Raw genomic sequence first — 25,427 nt, forward strand, 5'->3', positions numbered from 1 at the left:
GTTTTGTCTTATACTCGGGGCAAAGGAGCTGGGAAACATGCAAACCGTATATGATGCAATCGTACAAAATGCAGCAGGAGAAACTGTTTCGCTAAGTGATTATGCTGGACGAGTCCTCGTGATCGTCAACACAGCAAGTAAGTGTGGGCTCGTCAAACAACTTGGCGAACTACAGGCGCTTTATGATAAATATGAGAAACAAGGAGTCACAGTGCTCGGATTTCCGTGTGATCAATTCAATCAGCAGGAGTTCGGGAGTCAGGAAGAGACGATGCAGTTCTGTCAGCTGAACTATGGCGTGACGTTTCCGATGTTTCAGAAGATCGACGTCAATGGACCGGACGAGCATCCGCTTTATACGTTCTTGAAGAAAGAACAGTCCGGCTTGCTGTCGTCGAAAATCAAATGGAACTACACGAAGTTCCTCGTCGACCGGAAGGGGCAGGTCGTCAAGCGCTTCAGTCCAATCGACTCTGTCCAGTCGATTGAAAAGACGCTGCCTGTTTATGTATAATAAAGGGAACCGTTTAGCGCGAGTCGTTGCAGCGGGACGAAGAAATACCCTACCTTTGGCGAGGTAGGGCTTTTTTATGTCATTCAGCGTTGAACGAATCAAATGAATACGTGACAATTGCATCACTTCGTTTATGTCCGAGGTCGGTCAGAACTGGTGGACGGGGAGACAAGACATGAAAATCCTGCTCGAATGCGCGGAGCCAGTAATGGACCCAGTCTTTTGCAGGATCGAGTCCCATCAGTTCACGCGCAAACGTCAGTAGCTTTGAATCGGTCAGCGTCAGGAGTGGAATCGGATTGATCTCGACGTCTTCTTTTAATTCATAGAGGTCCGGTGAACGTAGCAGAATCGCATCCGCCTCGAAGGTCAATCGGAAGTAATTGCAACTGTAGTCACCAACGATGACCATCGTCTCCTCCGTATGCCCACGGAAATGAAAGATCAATCTGTTACCATTTGCGACATCCATCAAGAACTGATCGAGTCCGATGTTGTAATCCTCGCGAAATTGTAGTTTTTCAAGCGTGATTTCTTGCATGATTTAGCCTCCTGTCCGAGTTTGTCGTTCTTCTATCAAAACGGTTTGGCGCGTTGCTAGGCGAGACGAACTGATTAATAAGACGATACCGAGTAATAATAACGAGATTCCGAACCAAGCCGTACCACTTAATTCTTCACCGAGGACGAACACACCAAGCAAGGCGGCAGTCAGCGGCTCACCGAGCGAGAGCGTGACGGCAGTCGACGATGGTACGTTCGATAGTCCTTTCGCGAATAACCAGTAAGCGATTCCGGTCGTAACGACGCCGAGATGGAGGCTGATCCCGGCTCCTCGTGGCGTGACTAACCACGAGAGATCAAATAAGAAGAGCAGAGGTGACAACAGTAAAGCGCTCGTCGTGAAAATGACGGCAACGACTGACAGCGGCGCGTGTGTCTTGACGAGGTTTCGACTGACGAACGTATACCCGGCAAAGGATAGTCCGGCACCGAGTGCAAGGACGATTCCGATTGGATCAATCGCGACCGTTCCTTGATTGTTCAATAGCAACAGACAGCCGGTGATCGATAGTCCGGTCGATGCCCACCACAGCAGCGCTGGACGTTTCTTTAGGAACAGCCACTCGATACACCCGGAAAAGATTGGTGCGCTACCGATTGCGACGACGGTACCGACGGCGACACCGGTCATCAATACAGCGGAGAAGAACAGCGGTTGGTAAGCCGCCATGCTGACGGCAGCGAGTAAAATCGTCCGCACCGGCCAGTCGCGTAACGTCAGCGTTCCTTTGAAGAGAACGAGACAGAGTAAGAACAGTCCACCGACAGCCAGACGAACGGCACCAATTGCAATCGGGTGTGCATCTTCTGGCGCAAAGGCTTGTGAGGTTCCCGTCGTGCCCCAAAAGATCGCAGCAAGTAATATGAGCAACATCGATGATGATTTAGACATGGGTCACCTCTTCGAATGCAATTTTTTAAAATGATATTAGAACGAGAATACCACAGAACGCGTAGGATGGAATACACCAAATAATTGAAAAAATGGTATGGTGTATAGGGTGAAGTCGTATCATTCACGAATACAAAAATGAAAAGGATGGGACCCATGAAAGAAATGAACCAAATCGAAGCGGTACTTGACGTCTTATCACAAAAAATCAATCACGGGTCGACCTTCATTCAGCGACGATACGATACAGGAGTCGCTCAATTCAATTTGAATGATCCGGTGACGGAACAGGCGATTCAGTCATTTGAAAAACAGTTCAAACTAACGTTACCAAGTGAATATAAGACATTCCTTCGTTTACATGACGGAGCGGAGTTGTTCATGATCCAAGGTCTTGGTATCGAACTCTATCCACTTGAAAAAGTCATTGAAATGACGATCCAGGCTAAAGAGGACGACCTGATCCATGAAGACTACGATCATTTCTTGATGATTGGCGAAATGAACGAAGGATACGTCTTGATCCATACGGAAGATGCGAAGACGGAGGAGACGCCGTATATGCACTGGATGTTTCATGAGTTGTCGACAGAGGAAACTGACCCGATCGGACAGAACTTCGGCACGTTTCTTGAATATGCGATCATTGCGCAAGGGGATATGTTCTGGGAGTTCAAGGACTTCTCGATTGCAACAGATGCTTATTATGTAGAGGACTACAATTCCGAAGAGGAAGTGAGCAAACCTCGACCAATTCGCTTCGTCGACTCGGTTCGCGTTGAAATCGAGTACCCGATTGCGAAGAAGAATGCTTATTTCTCGGTTAAGATTTTCGAAGGGAAACAAGATAAAGAAAGTCTCGGCGCTAGCTACGACTCGGATGCGCGCTTTGAAAAAGTGATGCAATCGGTTCGAGAATATTTAATGGCAGAGCGATTCCAGTATTCGTCGATCAAGGTCTTTCAAACGGAACACCGATTTTGGCAGAACGATGACGAGACGGGTGATCCTTTGATTCGTAACCACAATCCACAACGGCAAGGAATGCGCTTCGACGGGTACCGTACCTTCGTCGAGGAGCCACCGCGTCCACTTCCAGGATGGGAGTAACTCAGCAATTTCTTTATACAGAATGGAGTTTTATAGATGAAAAAATGGTTGTTGATCCCTATGATTCTTTATTTGACCGGTTGTATGATTCAACCGCAAAGTGGGAGTGAGACGAATGAGACATCCTTCAAAGGGACTACGAAAGAGGGACTCGTCTTTGAATACAAATTGACGAACACAGGAGACCATGCATTTGATGTTGTAGCTCGCTCTGGGCATTTGTTGAATGTCATCGTTCGTGAGAGCAAATCAAGGACTGTCGTCTTCGATTCAAGAAAGCAACAGAGTAAAACAAGCCAACAAAAGAAACGCGTCAAAGCATCAGAAACCGTCGTTCTCAAACAAACGGTACAAGGCGGTACGATCGAGCCGGGTACATATGATATCGAATATCTCGTTGAGGAGAAAGAAAAGAATAGCGACAGTTCTAGTTCAGTAGAGGATATGGAAGTGAAATTAAAATGATTTACGCCTCTGGTGAACGACTTCTTCAATAAATATCTTAGAGCCTCATGCAGGTTCCGGTACGAATGATGCTATTAGTAACATGAGATGTAAAAAGTGGTTTCATAGGAAGCTGATTTTTGTCCTTTAGGCAACTAACGGGTGAAAATCAGCTTTTTATTTATTAATGATACTATGCGACGCTGCTCTATCAACTGACGATTGATCAACCCTAGGTCCACGAATCCCATTGCTCCTTGAAACGATCGGTCGCGACCAAGTCTGTTCCTTACTCGATTTTTCAAAAGAGATGGTCAGCGAAGCCCGCAGGAAATCTACTGATCCATCCTGAAAAAGAAGAAAAGAACTTTATTATTGTATATAGAAATTTAATTTCAAAATTAAATAAAAAATATTGAATTAAAATTTCTTAATTGTATAATAAAGGGAGGGATAACAGAAAGGGTGAAGCAGATGTTAGATCAGTTAGCAACGGAACGTCGAAATGAGCTCACGATGCATCTCGACGATATGTCGGTCGAAGATGTGTTGCGCGTGATGAATGCCGAGGATCAGACGGTCGCAACGGTCATTCAAACGCAGATACCAGTCATTGCTGAAGTTGTCAAACACGTCATTACGTCATTTAATGCCGGAGGACGCTTGATTTACATCGGTGCTGGTACGAGCGGGCGGCTCGGGATTCTCGATGCGGCAGAATGTGTGCCGACGTTCGGGGTCTCACCAGACATGGTCGTCGGTTTGATTGCTGGCGGCGAACGCGCGTTGATCAAAGCGGTCGAGGGAGCAGAGGATAGTCGGACGCTTGCCGTCGACGATTTGAAAGCGCTCCAGCTAGAAGCACGTGATACGGTCATCGGGATCGCAGCAAGCGGTCGGACGCCGTATGTCATTGGCGGGCTTGATTACGCGAAGGAAGTCGGAGCGGTGACGGCAGCGATTTCTTGCAACACGGATGCGGTCATCAGTGGGCACGCGCGTTATGCGATCGAAGTCGAAACAGGTCCGGAAGTCTTGACGGGATCAACACGATTAAAGGCTGGAACGGCGCAAAAGCTCGTCTTGAACATGATTTCGACGGCAGCGATGATCGGTGTCGGTAAAGTCTATCAAAACCTGATGGTCGACGTTCAGTCGACGAACGAGAAGCTCGAGATCCGGGCGAAGCGGATGATCAGTGAGGCGACAGGAGTCGATGCCGTAACGGCGGAACGGATCTTCCATGAAGCGAACGGTCACGTCAAGACGGCGATTGTCATGATTCTCGCGAATGTTCCGCATGCGGAAGCCGTTGAACGTTTACAGCAAGCAAACGGATTCGTCCGAGACGCACTCTAAGGGGGAAACACGATGAAGAAGGAAGAAGTGCTGGCACAAGCGATCCTCGAGCACGTTGGCGGAAAAGACAATCTCCGGCAGCTTGCGCACTGCATGACGCGGGTTCGCTTATCGTTAAAGGACCCGACGCAAGCAGATATCGATGCGTTAAAGCAGATTGATGGGGTCATGGGGGTCATCGATGACGAAACGTTACAAATCGTCGTCGGTCCGGGAACGGTCAATCGGGTAGCAGACCATTTAAGTCGCGAAACGGGACTTGCGATCGGGGAAGAGTCCGTCGATCCAAATCTGACGCCAGAAGAACGAGCAGCTGTCGAGCGGCAAAAAGTGAAAGCGAAACAACAGTCACCGTTCAAGCGCTTCTTACGCCGGATCGGGAATATCTTTATTCCGCTCATTCCGGGGCTCGTCGCTTCCGGTATCATCAATGGTGGCGCAAACTTCGCGAAAAATGCGGGTGTCGATGCAACGCAGACATGGATGCAGATATTATTATTGATCGGTGGGACGGTCTTTGCATATCTTGCGATCCTTGTCGGCTGGAACACGGCGAAAGAGTTTGGCGGAACGCCGGTACTCGGCGCAATCGCGGGCGGAATTTTGTTCAACCCGGTGCTTGCGGACATCACGATTTACGGGGAACCGCTTGTTCCAGGCAGGGGTGGCTTGTTTGGGGTCATCTTTGCCGCGTGGCTGATGACATATCTTGAGAAGCATATCCGTCGTTTCATGTTCGCATCGATCGACATCATCTTCACGCCACTGTTGACGGTGCTGATCGTCGGATTCGCCTCGCTGTATGCGATCATGCCGGTGGCTGGACTGTTGTCAGACGGCATCATGAAAGCAATCAATGCCGTACTTGAGGTTGGTGGACCACTTGCTGGGGCAGTACTTGCCGGCTTCTTCCTACCACTCGTCATGGTCGGTCTCCATCACGGACTAACGCCAATCCACCTTGAATTCTTGAATACGATCGGCAACACGCCACTCTTACCGATTCTTGCGATGGCAGGAGCAGGTCAAGTCGGGGCAGCGATGGCAATCTTCGTCAAAACGCGTAACCCGCGTTTGCGTAACATCATCAAGGGTGCGATTCCAGTTGGTTTCCTTGGAATCGGTGAACCGTTGTTATACGGGGTCACGTTGCCACTTGGTCGACCGTTCGTAACGGCATGTCTCGGGGCAGCGGTCGGTGGTGCCTTCCAAGCGACGATGAAGACTACAGCACTTGGTGTCGGCGTATCCGGTTTATCGTTAACACCGTTGATCGATAACGGAATGTACTTGACGTATATCGGTGGTCTCGTCATCTCATACGTCGCAGGCTTCCTGTTCACGTACTGGTTCGGTTTCAAAGAAGAGATGGCAGACGGTATTTAAAGTAATGAAAAGCAGTTGAATCCTTCGAAAAAGAAGGAATCAGCTGCTTTTTCCCTAAGTAGAGAAGTGAAGGAGTGAGTCGATGAAAGGATTATCGATCTATTTAAATGAACCGATCACGGATGAGACAAATGAGTGGTTGCAGCGGATGCGCACCGTCGGCTTTACGTCGCTCTTTACATCGCTTCATATCCCTGAGGATGATTCCTCACTGTACGTCGAACGCTTGCAAGCGCTCGGTCGTGTAGCAAAGACACTCGGGTATGAGCTCGTAGCGGACATCGCACCGGCGTCACTTGCGACGCTCGGCAAGACGTGGGAGACGGCAGCGACGCTAACGGACTGGGGTGTCACCGGACTGCGGCTTGATTACGGCATCAGTCCGCGACAAATCGCGACATTATCGAACCAGATGATGGTCGCACTCAACGCCAGTACCTTAACGGCAGACGAATTAACTGAGATGAAGGCACATGGTCTGCAACTCGAACGTACGGAAGCGTGGCATAACTTTTATCCGCGACCGGAAACCGGACTCGACCGGACGTGGTTTGACGAAAAAAATGCCTGGTTGCAGGCGCAAGGATTACGCGTCCAAGCATTCATACCGGGCGATGGAACACTTCGCGGACCGTTATTCGAGACGTTACCGACACTTGAAGACCATCGGGGAGTGGCACCGTTCGCAAGTTATCTGGACTTAAAGCCGACCGTCGACCGAATTCTTGTCGGAGATCCACGATTGGCGGAAGCGACGATTCGGCAATTCGAAGCAGAGCAAGACGGAGTCATCGTACTGCGGGCACTCGCGAACGGACGACAAGAACAACGGGATACGGAAACAAATCGATTTGATCCGGCGCGGGATGTCATTCGGTCCGTCGAGTCGCGGATGAATAAGTCGACAATCGATCTAAGACCGCAAGATCCGTCTGCCCGTCCGCTTGGGACGATCACGATCGATAATGAAAGATACGGACGCTATGCGGGCGAGGTTCAAATCACGAAACGTGATTTGCCGGCGGATGAGCGAATCAACATCCTCGGACGCGTGATTGCAGAAGATCGTCCTTTGATTGCGTTACTTGGTCCAGGAAGTAAATTCCGGATTGACTGGGTGGCGCCATGAGGCAGATCGTTGCCGAGCGCTTCGCCTATCTATACCGAGGGGAATTGTTCACGGTCATCACGATTTTACCGCTCAGCTGGTTTGGCAATCGTGTCTTTCCACAACTTCAGTTATTTGAACTCAGTGCATTTTGGATGTCACTGTTTTTGTTCGAACTGTTGTTGATTCAGGGAGCTTGGTATTGGTACAGCAAGTGGAGACGTCTGAAGAAAGAAGGAACGTCGAATACCCCGAAACTGGTCGTCCGACGATTACGCCACTGTCGTGTCATCAATATTATTCTAATCGTTCTGACGACGTGCACGTTCGGAATCGACTGGATTCGTTTTCAATCTGAGCTTCCGGTGTATGGATTACGAATCACCTTGTTTCTATATATTTTTGCGATTCTTGAATATATCAATTATTTCCATATCCAACTGATGTACGATAACCGGTCAGATATGCAATACTTAATACGGAATCGACGTTTGAAACGATCAGCATTGAATAAGGATATGCAACGACTTCGTAAAGTAGTCTAAGGGTTCATAGAAAATAGGAGGGATTGTATGCTCGATATGCTCATTCGTGGCTATCGAAAGTTAAGGAAGTTAAGAGGGCGTTAAGAGGGAGGATACTATCGATGAAGTGGATCAATCGACCGACACGTATCGAACAAGAGACACCGTTACGCTTCATGACGGATCCGGATACGGATTTTTGGCGCAATACCCATTATCAGTTCAACCGTCTGACGGGGCATGCGCTGTTACAGGATGCTCCAAGTGGAGAATTCAAATGCCGGATTGAAGTGAAATTAAAACCGAATGCTACATATGATCAAGCGGGGATTTTGCTATATGTGAACGATGACCACTGGGTGAAAGTCTCGGCTGAGTTCATTCCGGATGGTCCATCTCATCTGGGTGCCGTCGTGACGAGCTTTGGGTACTCGGACTGGTCGTGTCGGGATGTCGACAATACACTATTTGATGCGCCGTTCGTCTTTGAACTTCATTATCTCAATCAAGACGTCACGTTGTATCACATAACAGGAGAGTACAAAGAGCAACTCCGGATCGCGCACTTACATGACGTGACCGATTTGAAGATCGGACCGTACGCCTGTAGCCCGGAGGTAGAAGCGATAGGGTGTGAAGTGGAAGTACTAGATTTCTCATTAGAAACAAACGTTGAATAAAACGTCATATCAAATGGACCGATGTCAGGCATCGGTCCATTTTTTGATCGTAACTAGAGACTAATTAAAACTTAGCCGCTTTTTCTGGCATCGGACCCGTATACAACGATTGTGGTCTAAAGATTCGGTTGTCTCCTGCTTGTTCAAGGATGTGTGCCGTCCAACCGATGATGCGGCTAGATGTGAACGTCGGTGTGAACAGTTCTTTCGGAATATCGAGTCCTTTTAAGACGGCTGCCGCAAAGAACTCAACGTTCGTATAGAGTTTTCTGCCCGGTTTGTACTCTTCGAGTAAATCAATTGCTGTTTGCTCCATTTGTGTAATCAGATTGAACCAATCGCTCTCTTGCGCGAGATCTTTTGAGACGACTTTTAAAGCTTCTGAACGCGGATCACGTGTTTTATAGACGCGGTGACCAAAGCCCATCAGTTTTTCGCCTTTTTCTAATTTGTTCCGGATCCACGGTTCGATGTTGTCGATCGTTCCAATTTCATCAATCATCTCAATAACTTCTGAAGGGGCACCACCATGAAGTGGTCCTTTCATGGATCCGATCGCAGCACAGACGCCGGAAATCATTTCCGATTCCGTCGAGACGACGACACGAGAAGCGAACGTCGAAGCATTCATGCCGTGTTCGATTGTTAAGATCAGATACGCTGTCAGCGCTTTAATCTCAACGTCACTTGGTAATTGTCCCTTGATCATATAGATATAATTCGCGACGTGATCAAGTTCCGGATTCGGTTCAATGAAGTCAGCGCCTTGATTTTTTTGATACTTATAGGCGATGATCGTTGGTAAGAGTGCCGTTAAGTGCATCGCTTGATCGATTGTTGGTGGCCAAGCGAAAGCGGGTGTACCAAGCGCAGAGATTGCCGTGCGCATCGTGCTCATGACATCCATCTCGTTCGGCAATGTATCGAGAATCGTCTTTACGTAAGAAGGAAGTTCACGATAGCTTGTCATCTGTTCCTTGAATGTCAAAAGTTCCGATTCAGTCGGGAACGCACCGTTCCAGATGAAATACGCCACTTCTTCGAACGAATAAGATAATGCAAGTTCCTTTGCCCAGTGTCCACGATAGATAAGATGACCTAATGTTCCATCGACTAAACCGATTTGTGTTTCAGCGGCAATGACGCCTTCGAGTCCTTTTTTGTATTCCATCTTCAACACTCCTTTTCTAATACCTACTGTCAGTATGACTTACAACGATATTAAATCACCAGTTATTTGAATGCGTTTCCAAAATTATTCTGTGAAGCGCTATAATTAGAGGGCATTCTGTTTCATGAAACAAATCAAATAGATAGTAGCCATAAAGGAGTACATATGAATAAAGCCATGATTATTCGCTTATTAGGATTTTTCTTTGTATTGAATGTCTTTTTAATGATCGATTTGTTCTTTTCGATGAGCCGAACGATTCTTGAGCCACTAGCATTAGTCGTTGCTTCATTGACCACGCTCATTCCTGTGAAACGGCTCAAGCCACTAGAAGAACAAACGCTGTCGGTTTTCAAATCGAGTATCGCTGTCATAATAGGGATGCTCCTGATGGGCGGATTATTCTTACCCATCGTATTCCTCTTTGGATGAGTAACTATTGATAGAGATTTAACTATTGATCCGAAAATTTCACCAGGCGTTATTTAGGAATACGACGTGGAATAGACGTATTTTTGGCTTAGATGCCTGATTTGTTCGACTATGTGAGATTCTAAAGGACTGGTGGAGTCAATGGTGTGATCTGCGTAAAAACGGAGTGATTTATGGCTTCCGATCATGACCGCATACTGTGCTCCTTTGAATAGCTCGATATCATTCGCGTCATTCCCAAAAGCAATGTATCCCTCGCTCTCGATCCCGAGTGATTGTAAAGCAGTCCGTTTATTGATGGTGGTCGGACTAATGTCCAATACTTGTTCCGATCCATGATAATGAACAACGACATCCATTCGAAGCAGCTCGTTTTCTAAGGATTTCAGATTGTTGGCACTCAAAATGAGGATTTTTATGATTCGATCATGGTGAGCTAGCGGAACATTTTGTGCCGTCTTACCCGGATCTAGATTGTTCAGGATAGGATGGTCTTGCGGTCCGTTATATGTATAATTCCAGTCACTATCGATTAAATATGTGGCTTTATGCTTGTCGAGTAATCCCGTAATAAGGGAAAGCTCACGATCGTCGAACGATTTGGACTGAACGATTGTTTGTTCCGATGCGACCAACGACCCGTTTCCGCCGATTAAGATATGGTCGTGGAATGAAGGATGAATGACGGGTAGCATGTCACGGATAGGACGTGCTGAAGCAAAAATCACACGGTGTCCGTCGTCCTCGACTGCATGAAGCGCCTGTACGATGTCTTGAGACATCGGTTTTCCTTTAAAACAGATTGTGCCGTCGAGATCAAATACAAAATTCATAAGCAACCCTCCAAAAGTCAGTTGATGCACTTATCATAACAAATATTTACAGATAACATACCGATTCTTTATTTTGAGAAAACAAAAAGACTCCAGTAAATGCTGAAGTCTAATCATTGGTACCTTATGCTAAAAACGTATCTCGCTGGTCCTGACGTTTATCAATCATGATCTGTGCTGCCGGAATGTTAGCAGTCTGCAACACGTCAATCGTGTCTCGGAGAAATTCATCACTGCCAACGATGTAGAACAACCCTTCCTTATCCTCTGTCATCGCTTTGACAGCATCGTAGTAGGCAGCGCGACTCTCTACATAAGCCGGGCTAAACTGCTCATGTGAAGGAAGCTGAGTTTTAAATAGTTCAGTGCGCGTAGAATCGACGTTCAACGAGTGTAGATGAGGAACGCCACTTCTATCAGCCTGATGTTGCAAGATGATCGGACGAAACGTTGCCAAACCGACGCCTGCTGAGAGTAAGTACACCGTACGACCTTCCCGACGCAGTGGAATATTCGAGTGCGTCTTGAATAAGGCAATCTTTTCACCCATTTTCAATTGCTGAAGTGTCTGCTTAAAGACGGAACATGCCGGTTTGATCCGTGTCGTGATCCCGATCGTTCCCTCGCTAGGCAACGTTGAAATCGACATATGCCGGATCAGAGTGCGGTTCGGCTTTTCTCCTGCATTAAACCCTTCTAGCGCCATATGCGTGTGTGCGCCTTCCTCCCAAACGAAATCATCTGGAAGTTTTAAATGAAACGTATAGGTATGTTCGCCCTCTTGCGTCACTTGTTCTAGGGATAGCCAATCGATCTGCATCGTTCATTCCTCATTTCAATTAAAGTATCAATAGACAGCAATCGGACCATACGGACCTTCAATGATCTCAAGTCGTGTCTCAAAGATCTCGGATAATAGCGCTTCATCCATGACCTCGGCGACTGTTCCGAAGGCGGCAATTTGTCCGTCCTTCATCGCACAGATGTGATCGGAGTATTTCGCGGCAAAATTGATATCGTGCAAGACGGTGATGATCGTTCGTCCAAACGTATCAGCGACGTGTCGTAGATAACCCATCATCTGGACTGAACGGGCGATATCGAGGTTATTAAGTGGCTCATCGAGTAGGACATATTCCGTTTCCTGACAAAGAACCATCGCAACATAAGCTCGTTGCCGCTGTCCACCCGATAATTCATCGAGATAGCGGTTCTCAAGCGATGTCAACTCGAGAAAATCAATGTATTTCGAGATGATCGTCTCATCGTCCGCTGTCAGGCGACCTTGTGAGTAGGGGAACCGTCCGAAACCGACGAGCTGTCGGACCGTCAGCCGGGTCACGAAATGATTTTCTTGTCGCAAGATCGTGATGATCCTTGCTAAATCTTTTGATTTACTACTTGTCACATCCATGCCAGCGACTTCGATCTGCCCGGCATCGAGATCCAGCAAACGGCCGATCATCATTAACGTCGTCGACTTACCGGCACCGTTTGGACCAATCAACGCCGTGAAACCGCCTTTTGGAATCGTTAAGTCGATTGGACCGATTCTGACATCGTCTGTATACGATTTTTTAACTTGTTCGAGTGATATCATAGGGACCTCTTTCTAAGCAACACGATAAGGAAAATCAGCCCGCCGAACAGTTCGATGATGACGGAGACGACACTTGGCGTGTTGAAAATGTGATACATGAAGAAATAGGCAGTCGTTAAAACGAAGAAACCAATTGCGAATGCCATCGGGAAAACATATTTATGATCGTATGTCGCAGCGACTTGATAGCTGAGCGTCGCCACTAAGAAACCAAAGAACGTCAATGGTCCGATCAGAGCCGTCGACATCGACATCAGGAGTGAAATCAAAATCAAGAAGTAGATGACACTGCCGCGATGATTGACACCGAACGATGTCGCGACCTCTTTTCCGAGTGCGACGACGTTGAGTCGTCCGGACGAAAAGTAGAGCAACAGACCAACTACGAGGACGACCGGAATGACGATCGGGAAGTAAGCTGCGTCGGCATTCGTGACCGAACCGAACAGGCGCGCTTGTAGGATGTCGAACTCGGACGGCGCGAGCATCTTTCGCATGAATGACGATAGCGAGTTGAGACCAGTACCGAGAATGATTCCGACGAGTAACATCAATTGCAAGTTCGCGTACTTACCAGACAATAACCAGCCGTATAACAAGAGGCTCATCGCGAGCATGATCGCAACCTGTGTTAAAAAGGCGCTCGTGCCGGTAAAGCCAACGAGTGCTCCCGCACCGAAGAAAAAGATCATTGATGTTTGGATCGTTGAGTAAAGAGCATCAAAACCAAGCAGGGACGGTGTTATGATCCGGTTGCTCGTGATCGAATGAAAGGCGACGGTCGCGAGACTTTGGCAAATTGCTGCAATCGCCATCGTGATGACTGCCGTGATCCGGCGTTCGACGACCGGCCAAAAAGACGGAGAATCAACTGGAACCGGATTATTGTAGAGCAAGAGACCAATCGTACTGAACACTCCGCCGCTAAGGAACAGGATGAGGAGAATCCAGTAGCGGCGCTCGAGTCGTTTCGACTGAAAGGCAGACGCCCGGCGATTGGTTTCACGTGTAACGCTCGGTTGATTTCTTGTATGTTCTTGTTGTCTAATCGCGGTACTCATCTGACACCTCCAGTCTTCCGCCGACGTAACAGAATGATGATGAAGACGGCTGCTCCGACCGTTCCGAGAATCAAGGAGACCGGCAGTTCAAACGGGCGGATGATCGTGCGTGAAATCAGATCACTAATTAGAATTGTTGCCATGCCAATCAGACAGACCCACGGCAAATTACTACGAAGATCGTCACCGCGAAACATCGAGACGATGTTCGGAACGATCAAGCCGAGGAAGGGCAAATTGCCAATGACAGTCGCGACGATACCGACGGATAGGGCAATTAGTCCGGTCGCAATCAGCATCAGCCGGTTGTAGTTGACACCGAGACTCGTCGCAATGTCTTCGCCAAGCCCAACGAGCGTCAAGCGACTCGCAAGGAAGAAGATACAGACCGTGACTCCGATAATGATCCAGAGATACTCGTAGCGACCGATCTGAACGGACGCGAACGAACCGACGAACCAGCCTTCGATTGCCTGACTGGCACGGAAGAACAAGCCGAGGAACGTCGAAATCGCAGAGATGACGGCTCCGAGCATCAGACCGATGATTGGGACGATTAATGATGACCGCAGTCGGACCGAACGGAGAAACCAGAAGAAGACCATCGTCCCGATGAATGCAAACACGATGGCACCAGTCATCCGCATCATTAGCGACGGTGCCGGAACGAGTAAGTAAACGGCTAACAGTCCGAGTCCCGCCCATTCGATCGTTCCCGTCGTCGTTGGTTCAACGAGCCGGTTTTGGGTGATCAGTTGCATGACAAGTCCTGCCATCGCCATCGCAGCACCGGTCAGCATCAAGGCAAGTGTTCGCGGAACGCGCGTGATCCAGAACATATCGAAATCGTTCGCGGCACTCCGTAGTTCGTAAACGCCGGTGAAGAGGGACGCCGTTGCGAGCGCTAAGACGAGACATAAGGTCAAGACGAACGGCTTCGTCCAAACGACAGAAAAGGAAGGTCGAGCGGGTGGCTCAACTCTTCCATTCATTTGTTGCTGTGCATGTGCCATTACTTCTTGAGCGCTTTCGCGATGTCAGTAAATAATTCTGAGTACGTCTGGATCGATTCGTTTAAGTACGTATCTTTTGGTGCATAGACGATGTTGTCGTCTTTGATTGCTTTCGTTTTTTGTAGAGCAGGCGCACGGTCGATGACATCTTGCGCCGGTACGGCACCTTCTGCGTTTCCGAGTGGCGCGTCACGGTCAAGGACGAGTAGCCAGTCCGGGTTACTTTGAGCGATCGCTTCGACCGAGACTTCATCACCTTGATCGTTCCCTGATTTTTGTTTAACTTCGAGGGCTGGTTTCCAGTCGAACAAATCATACATCGGTCCGAAGACACGTCCACTCATCGGCGCTGAGAATCCAATATCGCCACCCGAGACGATGACCGACATGACGCTGTCCTGTCCGTTATACGATTTTTTGACGTCTTTGATCGATTGCTCGAGTGTCGTCACGAGCTGATCCGCTTCTTGTTTTTTATCGAAGATCTGTCCGAGTGTCTCTGTCGTATCTTCAAGTCCTTTGACGAGTAACTCACCTGGCGTACCAGAGTTTTCCGGTAATGCGATGTCAAGATCGATGACAGCGGCGTTTGGAACGAGTTTTTTGATGTCTTCATAATGATCAGCGAAACGCTGCCCGACGATGACGACGTCCGGATTGACACCAGCGATCGCTTCGAGGTTCGGTTCGAAGTGCATGCCGACATCGACGATATCCTTATCTTTTGCATAAGGTGACTCAGCCGGGAGCAGTCCGACTGGTGCTGCAACAAGTTCGACGTCCCATGCGGCAAGCGTCTCAAATGTCCGGTTATCGAGTGCGACGACTTTCTTCGGATCAACCGGAACGTTGACCGTTCCGTGTGCGTCCTTGATTTTGACCGTCTTTGGTGCTTCTGCGTCCTTCTTCGTGTCTGCTTCTCCTGCATTCCCGCATGCTGCGAGTAAAACAGCAAGCGAACTCACGACGAGTGGTGTTTTCCATTTCCCCATGATGATTCAGCTCCTCATATTTGATTTGATAACACATAAATCACGGATTGAGCAGCAGATGGATTATGTATGTCTACCTGATTAATCTGTCCTCAATAAGTGATAATGATTATCATTGTCATGTTCACTGAGAATCATAGCAAACGAATTCGGAAGACGCAACGCCATTTTCCAAGGAATTACCTGAAACAGTTTTTTACTTCTATAAAATATACAAAAATAAAAAAATGATAATCCTTCTCATTTGGATATAGAAATAGGACCATCGGACGCTTTTAAGCAACAGAGGTTTAGACGACTTCAAAAAGAGAAAGTGGTAATATATGTATCAAATTTTCAAATCAGAGACACCGCAGAAGACGACTTTGAAATGAGGTGCTGTATGAATCAACCATTTGAAGAATTGAAGATGTATCAAAATTTTGATGAGCTTGCTGACGATGTACTCGATTTCGCAAAAGAGATTTTACCGGATCAGATGTTGTACTTATCAGCAATCGAAGCAGGACAACAACGGATGTTAAAGATTGCAAACGATAAAGCAGATATTCCGATGGTGGAAGGCATGCAGATTGAATTGAACCAATCATTATGTAAACTGGTTGATTTCGAGACGAAACAGCCGGTCGTCCTCGAAGATATTCCGAACGCGGAACAACTCGGCGATTGGCGAAAAGGTTTGGAGGAGGCTCACGTCCGGTCCTACTTAGGGATTCCAATCGTCTTGACGAGCGGGGAAACGTTCGGCACGTTATGTGCGATCAATAATCGGGTCAGCTTGTATGAACAGAAGAATGTTCAGCTGCTGCAACGGATCGTCCGACTCTTTCTGTACTACTTAGAGCTTGAGCGTCATGCTTGGAAGGATGCGTTGACAGGACTGTATAATCGGCGCTAATTAACGAAGCAGTTCGAGGATCATCCCGGACAGACAGGAGCGGTGTTCTTCCTTGATCTCGATGGCTTTAAGCAAGTCAACGATGTCTTTGGACATGAGACGGGGGACATTGTTTTGCAAGAGGTCGCGCAACGTCTACGACAGTTCGTGCGCGAACAAGACGATGCGATGGCCGTGCGCCTAGGAGGCGATGAGTTCATCCTCCATTTCGGTCATGCTGATTCAAGGGAAGGGTGGGAGCGACTCGCGAAGCGGATCGTCACTTCGTTAAGTGAGTGGGAAACAGACTACCGAGTGTCGACAAGTATCGGGATTGTAATGTATGACACCGAATTTCGTCCAGAGTTAAAAACCTTGCTACAGCAGGCAGATGTCGCGCTATATGCCGCTAAGTCGTCAGGAAAGAATACGTATCAGTTTTATGAGATGGCGAAGAAATGAACGAATATCAAAAGACCTGACGCTTCTGAGTCTTCACAGAAACGATCAGGTCTTTTTAATTGCTATGAAGGCGATGGACGATCCGAATGATGTCTTTTTTCGGACGGTCAGGAAACCTGAGACACAACGTCTCGACACATGTCACAGGATCCTCATTTTCTAACAAGCGGAGGGCTTCCTTTACGACTGGATCAAGTGATTCGGTGACTTCGGAAGCTTTAGCAGTCGAATCTCCCGATCGATGAATCAAGTAAAACAATACCGTATGTACGGACACAAGTACGATTTTCGTCGCGAGAGAAATCGTGATGGACTTAACGTAGAGATCCATCCAAAGCAAGACACTTAAACTTACCCAAAAGTTCACTACGGCAAAGAGTACGTTCGAGACAGGGCGCTTAAAAAGTCCACCGAACGCACGCATCGCTCCGTCGAAGATGATGCTAACAAAGAGACTCGTGAGATAGAAACATAAGAGAAACACAAGGCAACCAACGAACGAGTCGTAGGAAACATCTCCGACGGATAAAATCAGTCCATCGATCATTAGCAAAGGAAGCACTAAGAGGAGAGCGAGAAACACAAGCGAGACGGCGGAAACCAGTCGTGACATAACATCATCCTTTCAATACGAATCGTCTTGTTGCACAAGAGACATATCCTACAGATTAGGATACCGTTTAACGTATTTGATTACAATTATTTACAAAAAAGAGACGTACTCAGAATGTGGCTCAGTTAAGTTTGGAAACCCTGTCAAAAAGCGCTTAAAGTCCAGTCAACATCTAGATTATTCATTGACAATCCTTATCTTTCCCTCTTACAATTGAAAATGATTATCAATACAAGTTGGGGGATCTGCTTACCATGAACGTTAACCGTAAAAAATTACTGATTTCTACCGTCTCGATCCTGTCTTTGACATCATTATTGATCGGCTGCTCGAACCCGGGCGAGTCGACAGGAGAGCGAAAAGATAAAGATACATTGACGCTCGCGTGGCCACGCGACGTTGGAACGATGAACCCACACGTCTATAACCCATCACAACTGTTTGCACAGTCGATGATCTATGAGCCACTCGTCCACTACGGCGAAGGTGGAAAGCTTGAGCCATACTTAGCCTCGTCTTGGAAGATTTCTGAAGACGGAAAAACGTATACGTTCACGCTCCGTGACGGTGTCAAGTTCTCGGACGGCTCGACGTTCGACGCAGCCATCGTCAAAAAGAATTTTGATGCGATCCTTAAACAAAAAGCCTTACATAGCTGGCTTGGGTTCATCACGAAAATCGAGAAGACGGAAGCGGTTGATGCGAAGACATTCCGTCTGACATTATCCGAAGCCTATTACCCGACGATTCAGGAACTCGCGGTCGTCCGTCCGGTACGTTTCCTCGGAGAGGCTGGATTCCCGGAGAACGGCGATACATCGAAAGGTGTCAAAAAGGAAGTCGGGACAGGTCCATGGATGCTCGACGAGTACAAACCGGATCAGTACGCGACGTTTAAGGTCAACAAGAACTACTGGGGACCGAAGCCGAACGTCGATCACATCAAGGTCGACATCATCCCGGATGCGGAGACACGCGTCTTAGCACTCGAAAAAGGACAGGTTGATCTGATTTACGGGGAAGGGGCGATCAGCATCGATGCCTTCAACCAGTTGAAGACGGATAAGTCGTACAAAACGCAGATGTCTGAACCAGTCGCGACGCGTCTCCTCGTCTTGAACACGAAAAATAAACGTCTGTCTGACGAACGCGTCCGCCAGGCGTTACAGCACGGGTTCGATAAAGCCGCCCTCGTCGAAGGAATCACGTCAGGACTAGAATCCCCAGCTGACTACTTGTTGCCACCGAACATGCCGTACACGTCGAACCTGAAAGTGAAGCAACGGGATTATGACGTCAAGGAAGCGAATCGTCTTCTTGACGAAGCAGGCTGGAAACTGCCGAAAGGTGAGAAGGTTCGCGTCAAGGACGGTCAACCATTGCAAATCGGGATGATGTATGACGCAGCAGAACAGGTCCAAAAGGCGATGGCCGAGACACTTCAGTCGGAATGGTCAAAAATCGGTGTCGAGCTGAAGACAGAAGCTGTCGAACTACCGGATCAAGTCCAGCGCTTCAAGGATAACCGGTTTGATATCAACTTCTACAGTAACTTCGGTGCGCCGTATGATCCGCATACGTTCGTGAACTTGATTGATACAGATGGCTTCGGCTTCAAGGAAGCGATTTCGGCTTATCCGAATAAAGAAAAACTCTTGCAAGAGATCAAAGATGTCTTGAAGACGACGGACGAAACAAAGCGTCAGAAGATGTACGCCGACATTCTGCCATCGCTCCAAGATCAAGGTGCGTTAATTCCAATCTCGTACTTAAAGAAGATGGCGATCTATCAATCGGACGTGACGAACTTCCAGTTCCCAGCGAACCGAGACGAGAGTCCATTCGCGCGTATCGGAATCAAGTAAAGGAGGGATGACATGGGGGTCTTCCTCGTCAAACGTATACTATCCGTCATCCCGATCTTGTTACTTGCTGTCTTGATTCTGACCGGGTTGATTCATTTATCGCCAGTTGATCCGGCACAGGCCTATCTATCTGCTGCCCATATCCAACCGACGGATGAACTGCTCGCGGCAAAACGAGCAGAATTTGGGCTCGATCAACCGTTTTATAAACAATATATCGATGCCGTCATCCGCTTGGCGCAGCTTGATTTCGGAACATCGTATCTATCGGGTAAACCGGTCCTTGAAGATGTCTTGCTCCGCTTACCACCGACAGTCGAACTGGCTTTGACGAGTCTGTTGCTGGCGCTTGTCATCAGTATTCCACTCGGGTTCCTTGCCGGCATTAAGAAAAATGGCTTCTTTGACCATCTGAGTCGGGGAATCGCCTTCATCGGGGCTTCGATTCCGTCGTTTTGGCTCGGATATCTGTTCATCTTCTTCTTTGCCGTAAAGCTTGATTGGTTTCCAGTCGGTGGGACGGGAAGTGTGATGCACTTGATCTTACCGGCATTGACACTCGCCTTTCCGTTGATTGCCTTGTATACACGATTGCTGCGCGGAAGTGTGATTGAAGCATTGAATGAACCGTATGTCTTGTTTGCCCGGACACGTGGATTAAAGGAAGGACGGATTCTTGGCAAACACGTCCTTCGGATGGCGATTCCGCCGATGATCACGGGTCTAGGGATGAACCTCGGGAAGTTGCTGACGGGAACGATCATCGTCGAGACCGTTTTCTCGTGGCCCGGCTTCGGTCGCTACTTCATCGAAGCGATCTTTGATCGAGACATGCCGGTCATCCAAGGCTACGTCTTTCTCGCGGCACTCGTCTTCATCGGCAGCAGTTTGCTCGTCGATATCATTCAAGCCGTGCTCGATCCACGACTAGCGAAAAAAGGAGGAGCAGTATGAATACTCCACTTCCAGCAACGATGATTCGGTCGCGGTACACACCGCTACTTTATCTCTGTGCCCTCGTCTTGATTGGCATGGCAGGCGTTGCGTTGTTCGCACCGTGGATTGCGCCACATGATCCGAATCTCGTCGACTTGACACAAAAGCTTCATGGACCTTCGTCAGCCTATCCACTCGGAACCGACCAGCTCGGACGTTGTCTCTTGTCGCGCTTGATCTATGGTGCGCGGATCTCACTCGGGTGTGCCGTGTTGATTTTCATCGCCTCACTTGCAATCGGATTGTTCGTCGGAACACTTGCCGGCTATCGTGGCGGTTGGGTTGATCAACTCTTAATGCGTCTGTGCGACGGTGTGATGGCGTTTCCGAGTCTGATACTCGTCCTCGGTCTCGTCGGTATCTTTGGTCCGGGTCTCAAGCAGGTCATCATCGCCTTGATGCTCGTCCAGTGGGTTTATTACGCGCGGATGTTCCGCGGAATGGTCATGACGTTGAAGACGGAAGCGTTCATCGCCGCTGCTCGCGTCAACGGTTCATCTTCATGGAAGATCATTCGGACGCACATCCTGCCGAACATCTTACCGCCGCTACTCGTCATTGGGACTCTTGAGATGGGCTGGGCGATCATGGATATCTCGGCGATGTCGTTCCTCGGGCTTGGTGTCCAGTCACCGACAGCCGAGTGGGGTGCGATGATTCATGAAGGAAAATCGTACATCCGGACGAATCCGGAATTGATGATTTATCCAGGACTCGCGATCATGCTCGTCATCATTAGCTTTAACCTAGTAGGAGAACAGTTAGCAGAACGATTCGGTGTATCAAAAACGATGAAATGAGAGGAGGTGCCCGTATCGAACCGATATTAGCTGTCGACGGTCTGACCGTCCGTACGAAACAACAGGTGACATTGATTGAAAAGGTATCGTTCTCGATTCAACCAGGTCAAATCCTCGGTCTTGTCGGAGAAAGTGGTTGTGGGAAGACAGTGACGAGTCTTGCGTTGATGCGTCTGCTTAATCCGCAAACGACAGACGTGACCGGTGATATCCGACTGAACGGAAAATCGATCCTTTCCTTATCGAAACGCGCTGTTCGGTCGATTCGGGGCGGTGAGATTGCATTCATCATGCAAAATCCGATGAGTGCCTTCACACCGGTCTACTCGATCGGGCACCAGATGATCGAGACGATTCAGACCCATTCACGTTGTTCAAAGCGTGAAGCGAAACAGCAAGCGATGACGGCACTTGAAGAAGTTAATCTAACAGATGCCGCCCGGTTGCTCAAAGCTTATCCGTTCGAGCTGAGTGGCGGGATGTTGCAACGGATCATGATTGCATTAGCCGTCGCCCTTCGCCCGAGCGTCCTGATTGCCGACGAACCAACGACCGCGCTCGACGTCTTCAATCAAAAGACGGTTCTTGAGTTACTTGAACGGATGCGGGCGACCTACGGAACGGCGATGTTACTCATCTCGCACGATCTCGGTGTGATCGCTGAACTTGCAGACGAAGTCCTCGTCATGCAACAAGGACGGATCGTCGAACAGGCGGATGTCTTTGAATTGTTTGATCGACCGCAGCATCCGTATACGCAGTCACTTCTCGCACAGCATATCGGAAGGGAGGCGCTCGGATGAGTCTACTGCAAATTGATCAAGTCTCGCATGTCTACAAGCGCCGGTTTCAACCAGCACAGATTGTCTTACACGAAGTCTCATTGACTCTTGAAGCCGGACGCTGTCTCGGGTTGCTCGGATCGAGCGGTGCCGGGAAAAGTACGCTCGGACGACTATTGCTTGGACTCGAACGTCCCTCGAGCGGAACGATCTGGTTTAACGGTGTCGATCGTTACGCGACAAAACGTCCGTTTCAAGGTGACGTCCAAGTCGTCTTTCAGGACTCGTTTGCTGCTGTCAATCCGAAACTGACAGCGGCTGATATCATTGCGGAACCGCTCGATAACTTCATTCGTTTAAAGGGAGAGGCGCGGCAACAACGCTTGATGACGTTAATCGAACAAGTCGGGCTCAAGGCGACGGATTTGACGAAATATCCGGCGCAGTTTAGTGGCGGGCAACTCCAGCGAATCGCAATTGCGCGAGCGATTGCTGCTGAACCACGACTGATCGTTTTAGACGAAGCGGTCAGTAGTCTCGACATGGTCAACAAACGATTGATTCTCGAATTACTGGCTGATTTAAAGCGAAAACATGGCTTAACATATGTCTTCATCACGCATGACATTAAAGCTGCCGAACAACTCTGTGACAGCTTTGCGATTTTGGAGCAGGGACGCCTTGTCGGACATTACCCGAGTCTAGCGGCGTTCGATGCTGCGACGGATCCTGCCGTTGAACGGATGCGTCAAGCGAAGCTTGCCATGCACCCAAGACAACGAACGATTCGAAAGACACAACCAAACAAAGGATAACGGACTGCTGAACGCTTCCGTTATCCTTTTTTGTTGTAGAGCCGGATCAGTAAGCCGTTTTTCGGAACCGAAGTGCCGACCAGCCGAGTGTGAGGACAATCCAAACGAGACAAGAAATGACACCGAACAGATGGGACGAAGAAAAAAACGATGTGTTCGATGGAACTGACAGAAGCGCACCAGGCATGAAAAATAGAACGTCTGGCTTTAGAGAAGGAAGTACAACAAGAAGCAAGGAGACGACGAGCGATAGGATGCCAATTGGTACAGCGCGTTGCAAGAAGGTGCTGATCAGTAATGTCAGACTAACGACGAACAACGTCCAAAGACTAAAATCGAGGATGATGAGTAGCGCAAGCATCGGTGAAAGGAATCCGAACCAATAGACGGTCAGACAATAGGACGTGACTGCCCCGATTAGAATTCCGAATAAACTGATCATACCGTGACTGAACCATTTCGATAGCAGGTAGACATTCCGAGAAACAGGACGCGTTAAAATGAAATCCTGCATGCCGGTTTGGCGATCTGACGCTAGCAGTCCCATGAAGCTCATGATCAGAACGATCAAGCCAAGCTGATTGAACTGTCCATGAATCGTTGCGCTGAAGACGTCAAGTGATTGCGGAGCAGGACGATTTGGGTCAACGATGATGCCATCCGCGTTTCCGACGTGTGCGAGCAAGACATCCATATACATCAACAGCAATGGTTGCGTCACGCCGAGAGCAATGAAGAACAGCGGTAACCAGACGATTTTCCATTCTTTCCACGCTTCCAACCACTCGGTCAGCGTCAGTGTATAAAACGTCCTCATACGTCCGCCACCATATCGAGGAACCGTTCCTCGAGTCCAATCGGTTGATAGGCAATCGAAGCAATCGACCATCCTAGTTGAATCAAGGTGGTCGCTAACTCTGAAAGGTCAAGTGGCTGCTGTGCAGAGAATTGATAGCAGCATGGGTTGATTCGATTAATCTCGACTCGTGGAAATAGCGTCGCAGAAAACGATAGGACAGGTGTAAGCGTCTCGACTTGAATCCGGTATTGATCAACGTTGCGTTGATTGTCGAGCGGACCAAGCAATTTTCCATGTTTGATGACGAGGAAACGGTCGCAACACGTTTTCGCATCTTCTAAGAGGTGTGTCGAGACGATGATCGTCATCCGTTTCTTTAAACGGAGGATCAATTGATTGATATCATGTCGACCACTCGGATCTAGGGCGGAAGCCGGTTCGTCGAGAATCAAAAATATCGGTTCATGTAAGATCGCTTGGGCGATTCCGAGACGTTGGCGCATCCCGCCGGACAGGCGTTCGATGACTTCTGCTTGTTGAGCGTGTAGTCCCACTTCTTGTAAGACAATTGGAATCCGCTTATTTAACGTTGCGCGATCAAGACCGGATAAGCGACCGAAAAAACGTAATGATTGTTCGCACGTCATCCAAGGCTTAAAGTCGGTCTGTTGTGATAAGTAGCCGATCGATTGCTGCTGTTGACGGATGGAGCGCGAAGACATCGTGATCGAACCACGGTCACTCTCGATCATGCCGCTCAGACATTTCAGGAGTGTCGTCTTTCCAGCACCATTCGGACCAATCAGTCCGAGACACTCATGTTCATTAATCGTAAAGGAAATATCGTCTAGAATGAGACGTCGTTGAAGTGAAAGCTGGAGATGGGAAATCTGAATCATACCGTCGTCCTCCTTCCGAGGACAAAGTAAAGAATCGAGCCAATCGGCTGGACGAGGAGAATGACCATCAACCATATTGCCGGTGTCGCAATCCGGTCCTTGCGTCTAAACCAATCGATACAGGCGCAGCTGAGTAGAATCAGGTTGATGGAGATGTAAATCAATAATAGGGGCAAAAAGCGTTCCCAGTCGATGTGTGATAAGGCAGAGAAATCTGTATTCATGAAACACCCTCCTTTTCTATTTCCATTATCAATAATGAAAATAGAAAAGTCAATGACCGATGCGAATTACCGTTTGTTTTCAATCCATTACAGCTGTGATAAACTTCTCTTATCAAAATTTTCCAAATGACATATAGATTGATTAGTTTGAATGAAAGACGAATTATGATTTATAGGAGGTCATATGCAGATTTATCAATTCAAAAAAGAAGTTGGTAAAAAAATTACGAGATTCGATTCGAACTTTGTGATGTCACGGATCATGCAGACGGAAAAAGTGACGCACATCGGATGTATTCATTTAGAAAAGGATGGTGTAGTCGGTTATCACCAGGCTGTCGTACCGCAACTTCTATTAATTGTAGAGGGTGAAGGTTGGGTAAGAGGGGAAACGGATGACTACATAAACGTTCAGAGTGGGGAAGCCGTGTTTTGGAGTCAAGGAGAATGGCACGAAACGAAGACAGATACGGGTTTAACGGCGATTGTAATCGAAAGTGAAGAACTCGATACATCATCTCTCGTTTCCGTTTAACAAAACCTAGCATGATACATAAAGAGGCTGACTCAAAAAAAGAATGATTCGCTTTCTCGCGCCCTTTCCTCAGGCAA

The 25,427-nt window shown here is 48.2% G+C and carries 29 protein-coding genes and 1 pseudogene; 17 read left to right on the forward strand and 13 right to left on the reverse strand.

All coding sequences use genetic code 11. From position 1 onward, the window contains the following. Window positions 1-37: 37 nt before the first annotated feature. A complete protein-coding gene (locus tag ACN9MT_RS06450) occupies window positions 38-514 on the forward strand; it encodes a glutathione peroxidase (protein ID WP_035408435.1) in 477 nt (158 codons plus the stop codon). 79 nt (window positions 515-593) lie between these two features. Here the strand turns inward: ACN9MT_RS06450 and ACN9MT_RS06455 are convergent, their stop codons facing one another. Beyond that, on the reverse strand, window positions 594-1,055 hold the full coding sequence (locus ACN9MT_RS06455) for a hypothetical protein (protein ID WP_426273021.1): 462 nt from the start codon (window positions 1,053-1,055) through the stop codon (window positions 594-596). Window positions 1,056-1,058: 3 nt separating this feature from the next. Continuing rightward, complete coding sequence (locus ACN9MT_RS06460; protein WP_426273022.1) at window positions 1,059-1,970, reverse strand: EamA family transporter; 912 nt, start codon at window positions 1,968-1,970, stop codon at window positions 1,059-1,061. A 156-nt stretch (window positions 1,971-2,126) separates the two neighbouring features. Here ACN9MT_RS06460 and ACN9MT_RS06465 point away from each other — a divergent pair, with 156 nt between their 5' ends. From ACN9MT_RS06465 to ACN9MT_RS06495, 7 genes are all read left to right on the forward strand, one after another. Continuing rightward, on the forward strand, window positions 2,127-3,080 hold the full coding sequence (locus ACN9MT_RS06465) for an SMI1/KNR4 family protein (RefSeq protein ID WP_426273023.1): 954 nt from the start codon (window positions 2,127-2,129) through the stop codon (window positions 3,078-3,080). 36 nt (window positions 3,081-3,116) lie between these two features. Beyond that, window positions 3,117-3,545 (forward strand): BsuPI-related putative proteinase inhibitor, encoded by a 429-nt coding sequence (locus tag ACN9MT_RS06470; protein ID WP_426273024.1) that lies wholly within the window; start codon window positions 3,117-3,119, stop codon window positions 3,543-3,545. A gap of 444 nt (window positions 3,546-3,989) precedes the next feature. Beyond that, the gene (gene murQ, locus ACN9MT_RS06475; protein WP_426273025.1) at window positions 3,990-4,883 is read left to right on the forward strand and encodes an N-acetylmuramic acid 6-phosphate etherase; all 894 of its coding nucleotides are present in this window, start codon (window positions 3,990-3,992) and stop codon (window positions 4,881-4,883) included. Window positions 4,884-4,895: 12 nt separating this feature from the next. Then, the gene (locus ACN9MT_RS06480; RefSeq protein ID WP_426273026.1) at window positions 4,896-6,269 is read left to right on the forward strand and encodes a PTS transporter subunit EIIC; all 1,374 of its coding nucleotides are present in this window, start codon (window positions 4,896-4,898) and stop codon (window positions 6,267-6,269) included. A gap of 82 nt (window positions 6,270-6,351) precedes the next feature. Continuing rightward, window positions 6,352-7,398, forward strand: coding sequence for a DUF871 domain-containing protein (locus ACN9MT_RS06485; RefSeq protein ID WP_426273027.1), 1,047 nt, complete (start codon window positions 6,352-6,354; stop codon window positions 7,396-7,398). After that, window positions 7,395-7,922 (forward strand): general stress protein, encoded by a 528-nt coding sequence (locus tag ACN9MT_RS06490; RefSeq protein ID WP_426273028.1) that lies wholly within the window; start codon window positions 7,395-7,397, stop codon window positions 7,920-7,922. Before ACN9MT_RS06485 ends, ACN9MT_RS06490 begins: the two co-directional genes overlap by 4 nt. 101 nt (window positions 7,923-8,023) lie before the next feature. After that, entirely contained in the window at window positions 8,024-8,581 is a 558-nt protein-coding gene (locus ACN9MT_RS06495; RefSeq protein ID WP_426273029.1) for a DUF1349 domain-containing protein, read from the forward strand. A 64-nt stretch (window positions 8,582-8,645) separates the two neighbouring features. On the opposite strand, the gene ACN9MT_RS06500 is transcribed toward ACN9MT_RS06495, so the two are convergent. Further along, on the reverse strand, window positions 8,646-9,752 hold the full coding sequence (locus ACN9MT_RS06500; protein WP_426273030.1) for a citrate/2-methylcitrate synthase: 1,107 nt from the start codon (window positions 9,750-9,752) through the stop codon (window positions 8,646-8,648). A 165-nt stretch (window positions 9,753-9,917) separates the two neighbouring features. Between ACN9MT_RS06500 and ACN9MT_RS06505 the strand changes: the two genes are divergently transcribed. Then, window positions 9,918-10,184 carry a hypothetical protein gene (locus ACN9MT_RS06505; RefSeq protein ID WP_426273031.1) on the forward strand — a complete coding sequence of 89 codons (267 nt, stop codon included), beginning with the start codon at window positions 9,918-9,920 and terminating at the stop codon, window positions 10,182-10,184. Between the two features lie 53 nt (window positions 10,185-10,237). Here ACN9MT_RS06505 and ACN9MT_RS06510 read toward each other — a convergent pair whose 3' ends face one another. From ACN9MT_RS06510 to ACN9MT_RS06535, 6 genes are all read right to left on the reverse strand, one after another. Continuing rightward, window positions 10,238-11,017 (reverse strand): HAD-IIB family hydrolase, encoded by a 780-nt coding sequence (locus ACN9MT_RS06510; protein WP_426273032.1) that lies wholly within the window; start codon window positions 11,015-11,017, stop codon window positions 10,238-10,240. 124 nt (window positions 11,018-11,141) lie between these two features. Next, a complete protein-coding gene (locus ACN9MT_RS06515; RefSeq protein ID WP_426273033.1) occupies window positions 11,142-11,837 on the reverse strand; it encodes a dihydropteridine reductase in 696 nt (231 codons plus the stop codon). A 27-nt stretch (window positions 11,838-11,864) separates the two neighbouring features. After that, window positions 11,865-12,617 carry an ABC transporter ATP-binding protein gene (locus ACN9MT_RS06520; protein WP_426273034.1) on the reverse strand — a complete coding sequence of 251 codons (753 nt, stop codon included), beginning with the start codon at window positions 12,615-12,617 and terminating at the stop codon, window positions 11,865-11,867. Continuing rightward, the gene (locus ACN9MT_RS06525) at window positions 12,614-13,678 is read right to left on the reverse strand and encodes an iron chelate uptake ABC transporter family permease subunit (RefSeq protein WP_035408411.1); all 1,065 of its coding nucleotides are present in this window, start codon (window positions 13,676-13,678) and stop codon (window positions 12,614-12,616) included. The genes ACN9MT_RS06520 and ACN9MT_RS06525 overlap by 4 nt, the downstream gene beginning before the upstream one ends. Further along, a complete protein-coding gene (locus tag ACN9MT_RS06530) occupies window positions 13,675-14,670 on the reverse strand; it encodes an ABC transporter permease (protein WP_426273471.1) in 996 nt (331 codons plus the stop codon). Before ACN9MT_RS06530 ends, ACN9MT_RS06525 begins: the two co-directional genes overlap by 4 nt. Before the next feature lie 20 nt (window positions 14,671-14,690). Next, window positions 14,691-15,683, reverse strand: a complete 993-nt coding sequence (locus ACN9MT_RS06535) for a siderophore ABC transporter substrate-binding protein (RefSeq protein WP_426273035.1) — start codon at window positions 15,681-15,683, stop codon at window positions 14,691-14,693. 382 nt (window positions 15,684-16,065) lie between these two features. On the opposite strand from ACN9MT_RS06535, the gene ACN9MT_RS06540 reads away from it, so the two are divergent. Both ACN9MT_RS06540 and ACN9MT_RS06545 read left to right on the forward strand, forming a co-directional pair. After that, entirely contained in the window at window positions 16,066-16,581 is a 516-nt protein-coding gene (locus tag ACN9MT_RS06540; RefSeq protein WP_426273036.1) for a GAF domain-containing protein, read from the forward strand. A gap of 27 nt (window positions 16,582-16,608) precedes the next feature. Then, window positions 16,609-17,022 (forward strand): annotated as a pseudogene (locus ACN9MT_RS06545) (diguanylate cyclase domain-containing protein); the annotation flags it as partial. A 55-nt stretch (window positions 17,023-17,077) separates the two neighbouring features. Here ACN9MT_RS06545 and ACN9MT_RS06550 read toward each other — a convergent pair. Beyond that, on the reverse strand, window positions 17,078-17,635 hold the full coding sequence (locus ACN9MT_RS06550; protein WP_426273037.1) for a hypothetical protein: 558 nt from the start codon (window positions 17,633-17,635) through the stop codon (window positions 17,078-17,080). Between the two features lie 254 nt (window positions 17,636-17,889). On the opposite strand from ACN9MT_RS06550, the gene nikA reads away from it, so the two are divergent. From nikA to ACN9MT_RS06575, 5 genes are read left to right on the forward strand one after another with little or no spacing between them, the layout of a single operon-like run. After that, the gene (gene nikA, locus ACN9MT_RS06555) at window positions 17,890-19,500 is read left to right on the forward strand and encodes a nickel ABC transporter substrate-binding protein (RefSeq protein WP_426273038.1); all 1,611 of its coding nucleotides are present in this window, start codon (window positions 17,890-17,892) and stop codon (window positions 19,498-19,500) included. A gap of 12 nt (window positions 19,501-19,512) precedes the next feature. Further along, the gene (nikB, locus tag ACN9MT_RS06560; protein WP_290757121.1) at window positions 19,513-20,454 is read left to right on the forward strand and encodes a nickel ABC transporter permease; all 942 of its coding nucleotides are present in this window, start codon (window positions 19,513-19,515) and stop codon (window positions 20,452-20,454) included. Continuing rightward, complete coding sequence (nikC, locus tag ACN9MT_RS06565; protein WP_374120232.1) at window positions 20,451-21,296, forward strand: nickel ABC transporter permease subunit NikC; 846 nt, start codon at window positions 20,451-20,453, stop codon at window positions 21,294-21,296. The genes nikB and nikC overlap by 4 nt, the downstream gene beginning before the upstream one ends. After that, a complete protein-coding gene (locus ACN9MT_RS06570; protein WP_426273039.1) occupies window positions 21,293-22,099 on the forward strand; it encodes an ABC transporter ATP-binding protein in 807 nt (268 codons plus the stop codon). Before nikC ends, ACN9MT_RS06570 begins: the two co-directional genes overlap by 4 nt. Continuing rightward, window positions 22,096-22,893 carry an ATP-binding cassette domain-containing protein gene (locus ACN9MT_RS06575; RefSeq protein WP_426273040.1) on the forward strand — a complete coding sequence of 266 codons (798 nt, stop codon included), beginning with the start codon at window positions 22,096-22,098 and terminating at the stop codon, window positions 22,891-22,893. Before ACN9MT_RS06570 ends, ACN9MT_RS06575 begins: the two co-directional genes overlap by 4 nt. Before the next feature lie 46 nt (window positions 22,894-22,939). Here the strand turns inward: ACN9MT_RS06575 and ACN9MT_RS06580 are convergent, their stop codons facing one another. Genes ACN9MT_RS06580 through ACN9MT_RS06590 form a run of 3 tightly spaced genes read right to left on the reverse strand, consistent with a single transcriptional unit; the run spans window position 22,940 to window position 24,815 of the window. Then, a complete protein-coding gene (locus tag ACN9MT_RS06580) occupies window positions 22,940-23,710 on the reverse strand; it encodes an ABC transporter permease (protein WP_426273041.1) in 771 nt (256 codons plus the stop codon). Then, complete coding sequence (locus ACN9MT_RS06585; RefSeq protein WP_426273042.1) at window positions 23,707-24,591, reverse strand: ABC transporter ATP-binding protein; 885 nt, start codon at window positions 24,589-24,591, stop codon at window positions 23,707-23,709. The genes ACN9MT_RS06580 and ACN9MT_RS06585 overlap by 4 nt, the downstream gene beginning before the upstream one ends. Then, entirely contained in the window at window positions 24,588-24,815 is a 228-nt protein-coding gene (locus tag ACN9MT_RS06590; RefSeq protein WP_426273043.1) for a PLDc N-terminal domain-containing protein, read from the reverse strand. Before ACN9MT_RS06590 ends, ACN9MT_RS06585 begins: the two co-directional genes overlap by 4 nt. A 184-nt stretch (window positions 24,816-24,999) precedes the next feature. Between ACN9MT_RS06590 and ACN9MT_RS06595 the strand changes: the two genes are divergently transcribed. Then, window positions 25,000-25,350 (forward strand): cupin, encoded by a 351-nt coding sequence (locus tag ACN9MT_RS06595; RefSeq protein ID WP_426273044.1) that lies wholly within the window; start codon window positions 25,000-25,002, stop codon window positions 25,348-25,350. Window positions 25,351-25,427 lie beyond the last annotated feature (77 nt).

This window comes from Exiguobacterium sp. R-17 (assembly GCF_049913315.1).
Lineage (GTDB): Bacteria > Bacillota > Bacilli > Exiguobacteriales > Exiguobacteriaceae > Exiguobacterium_A.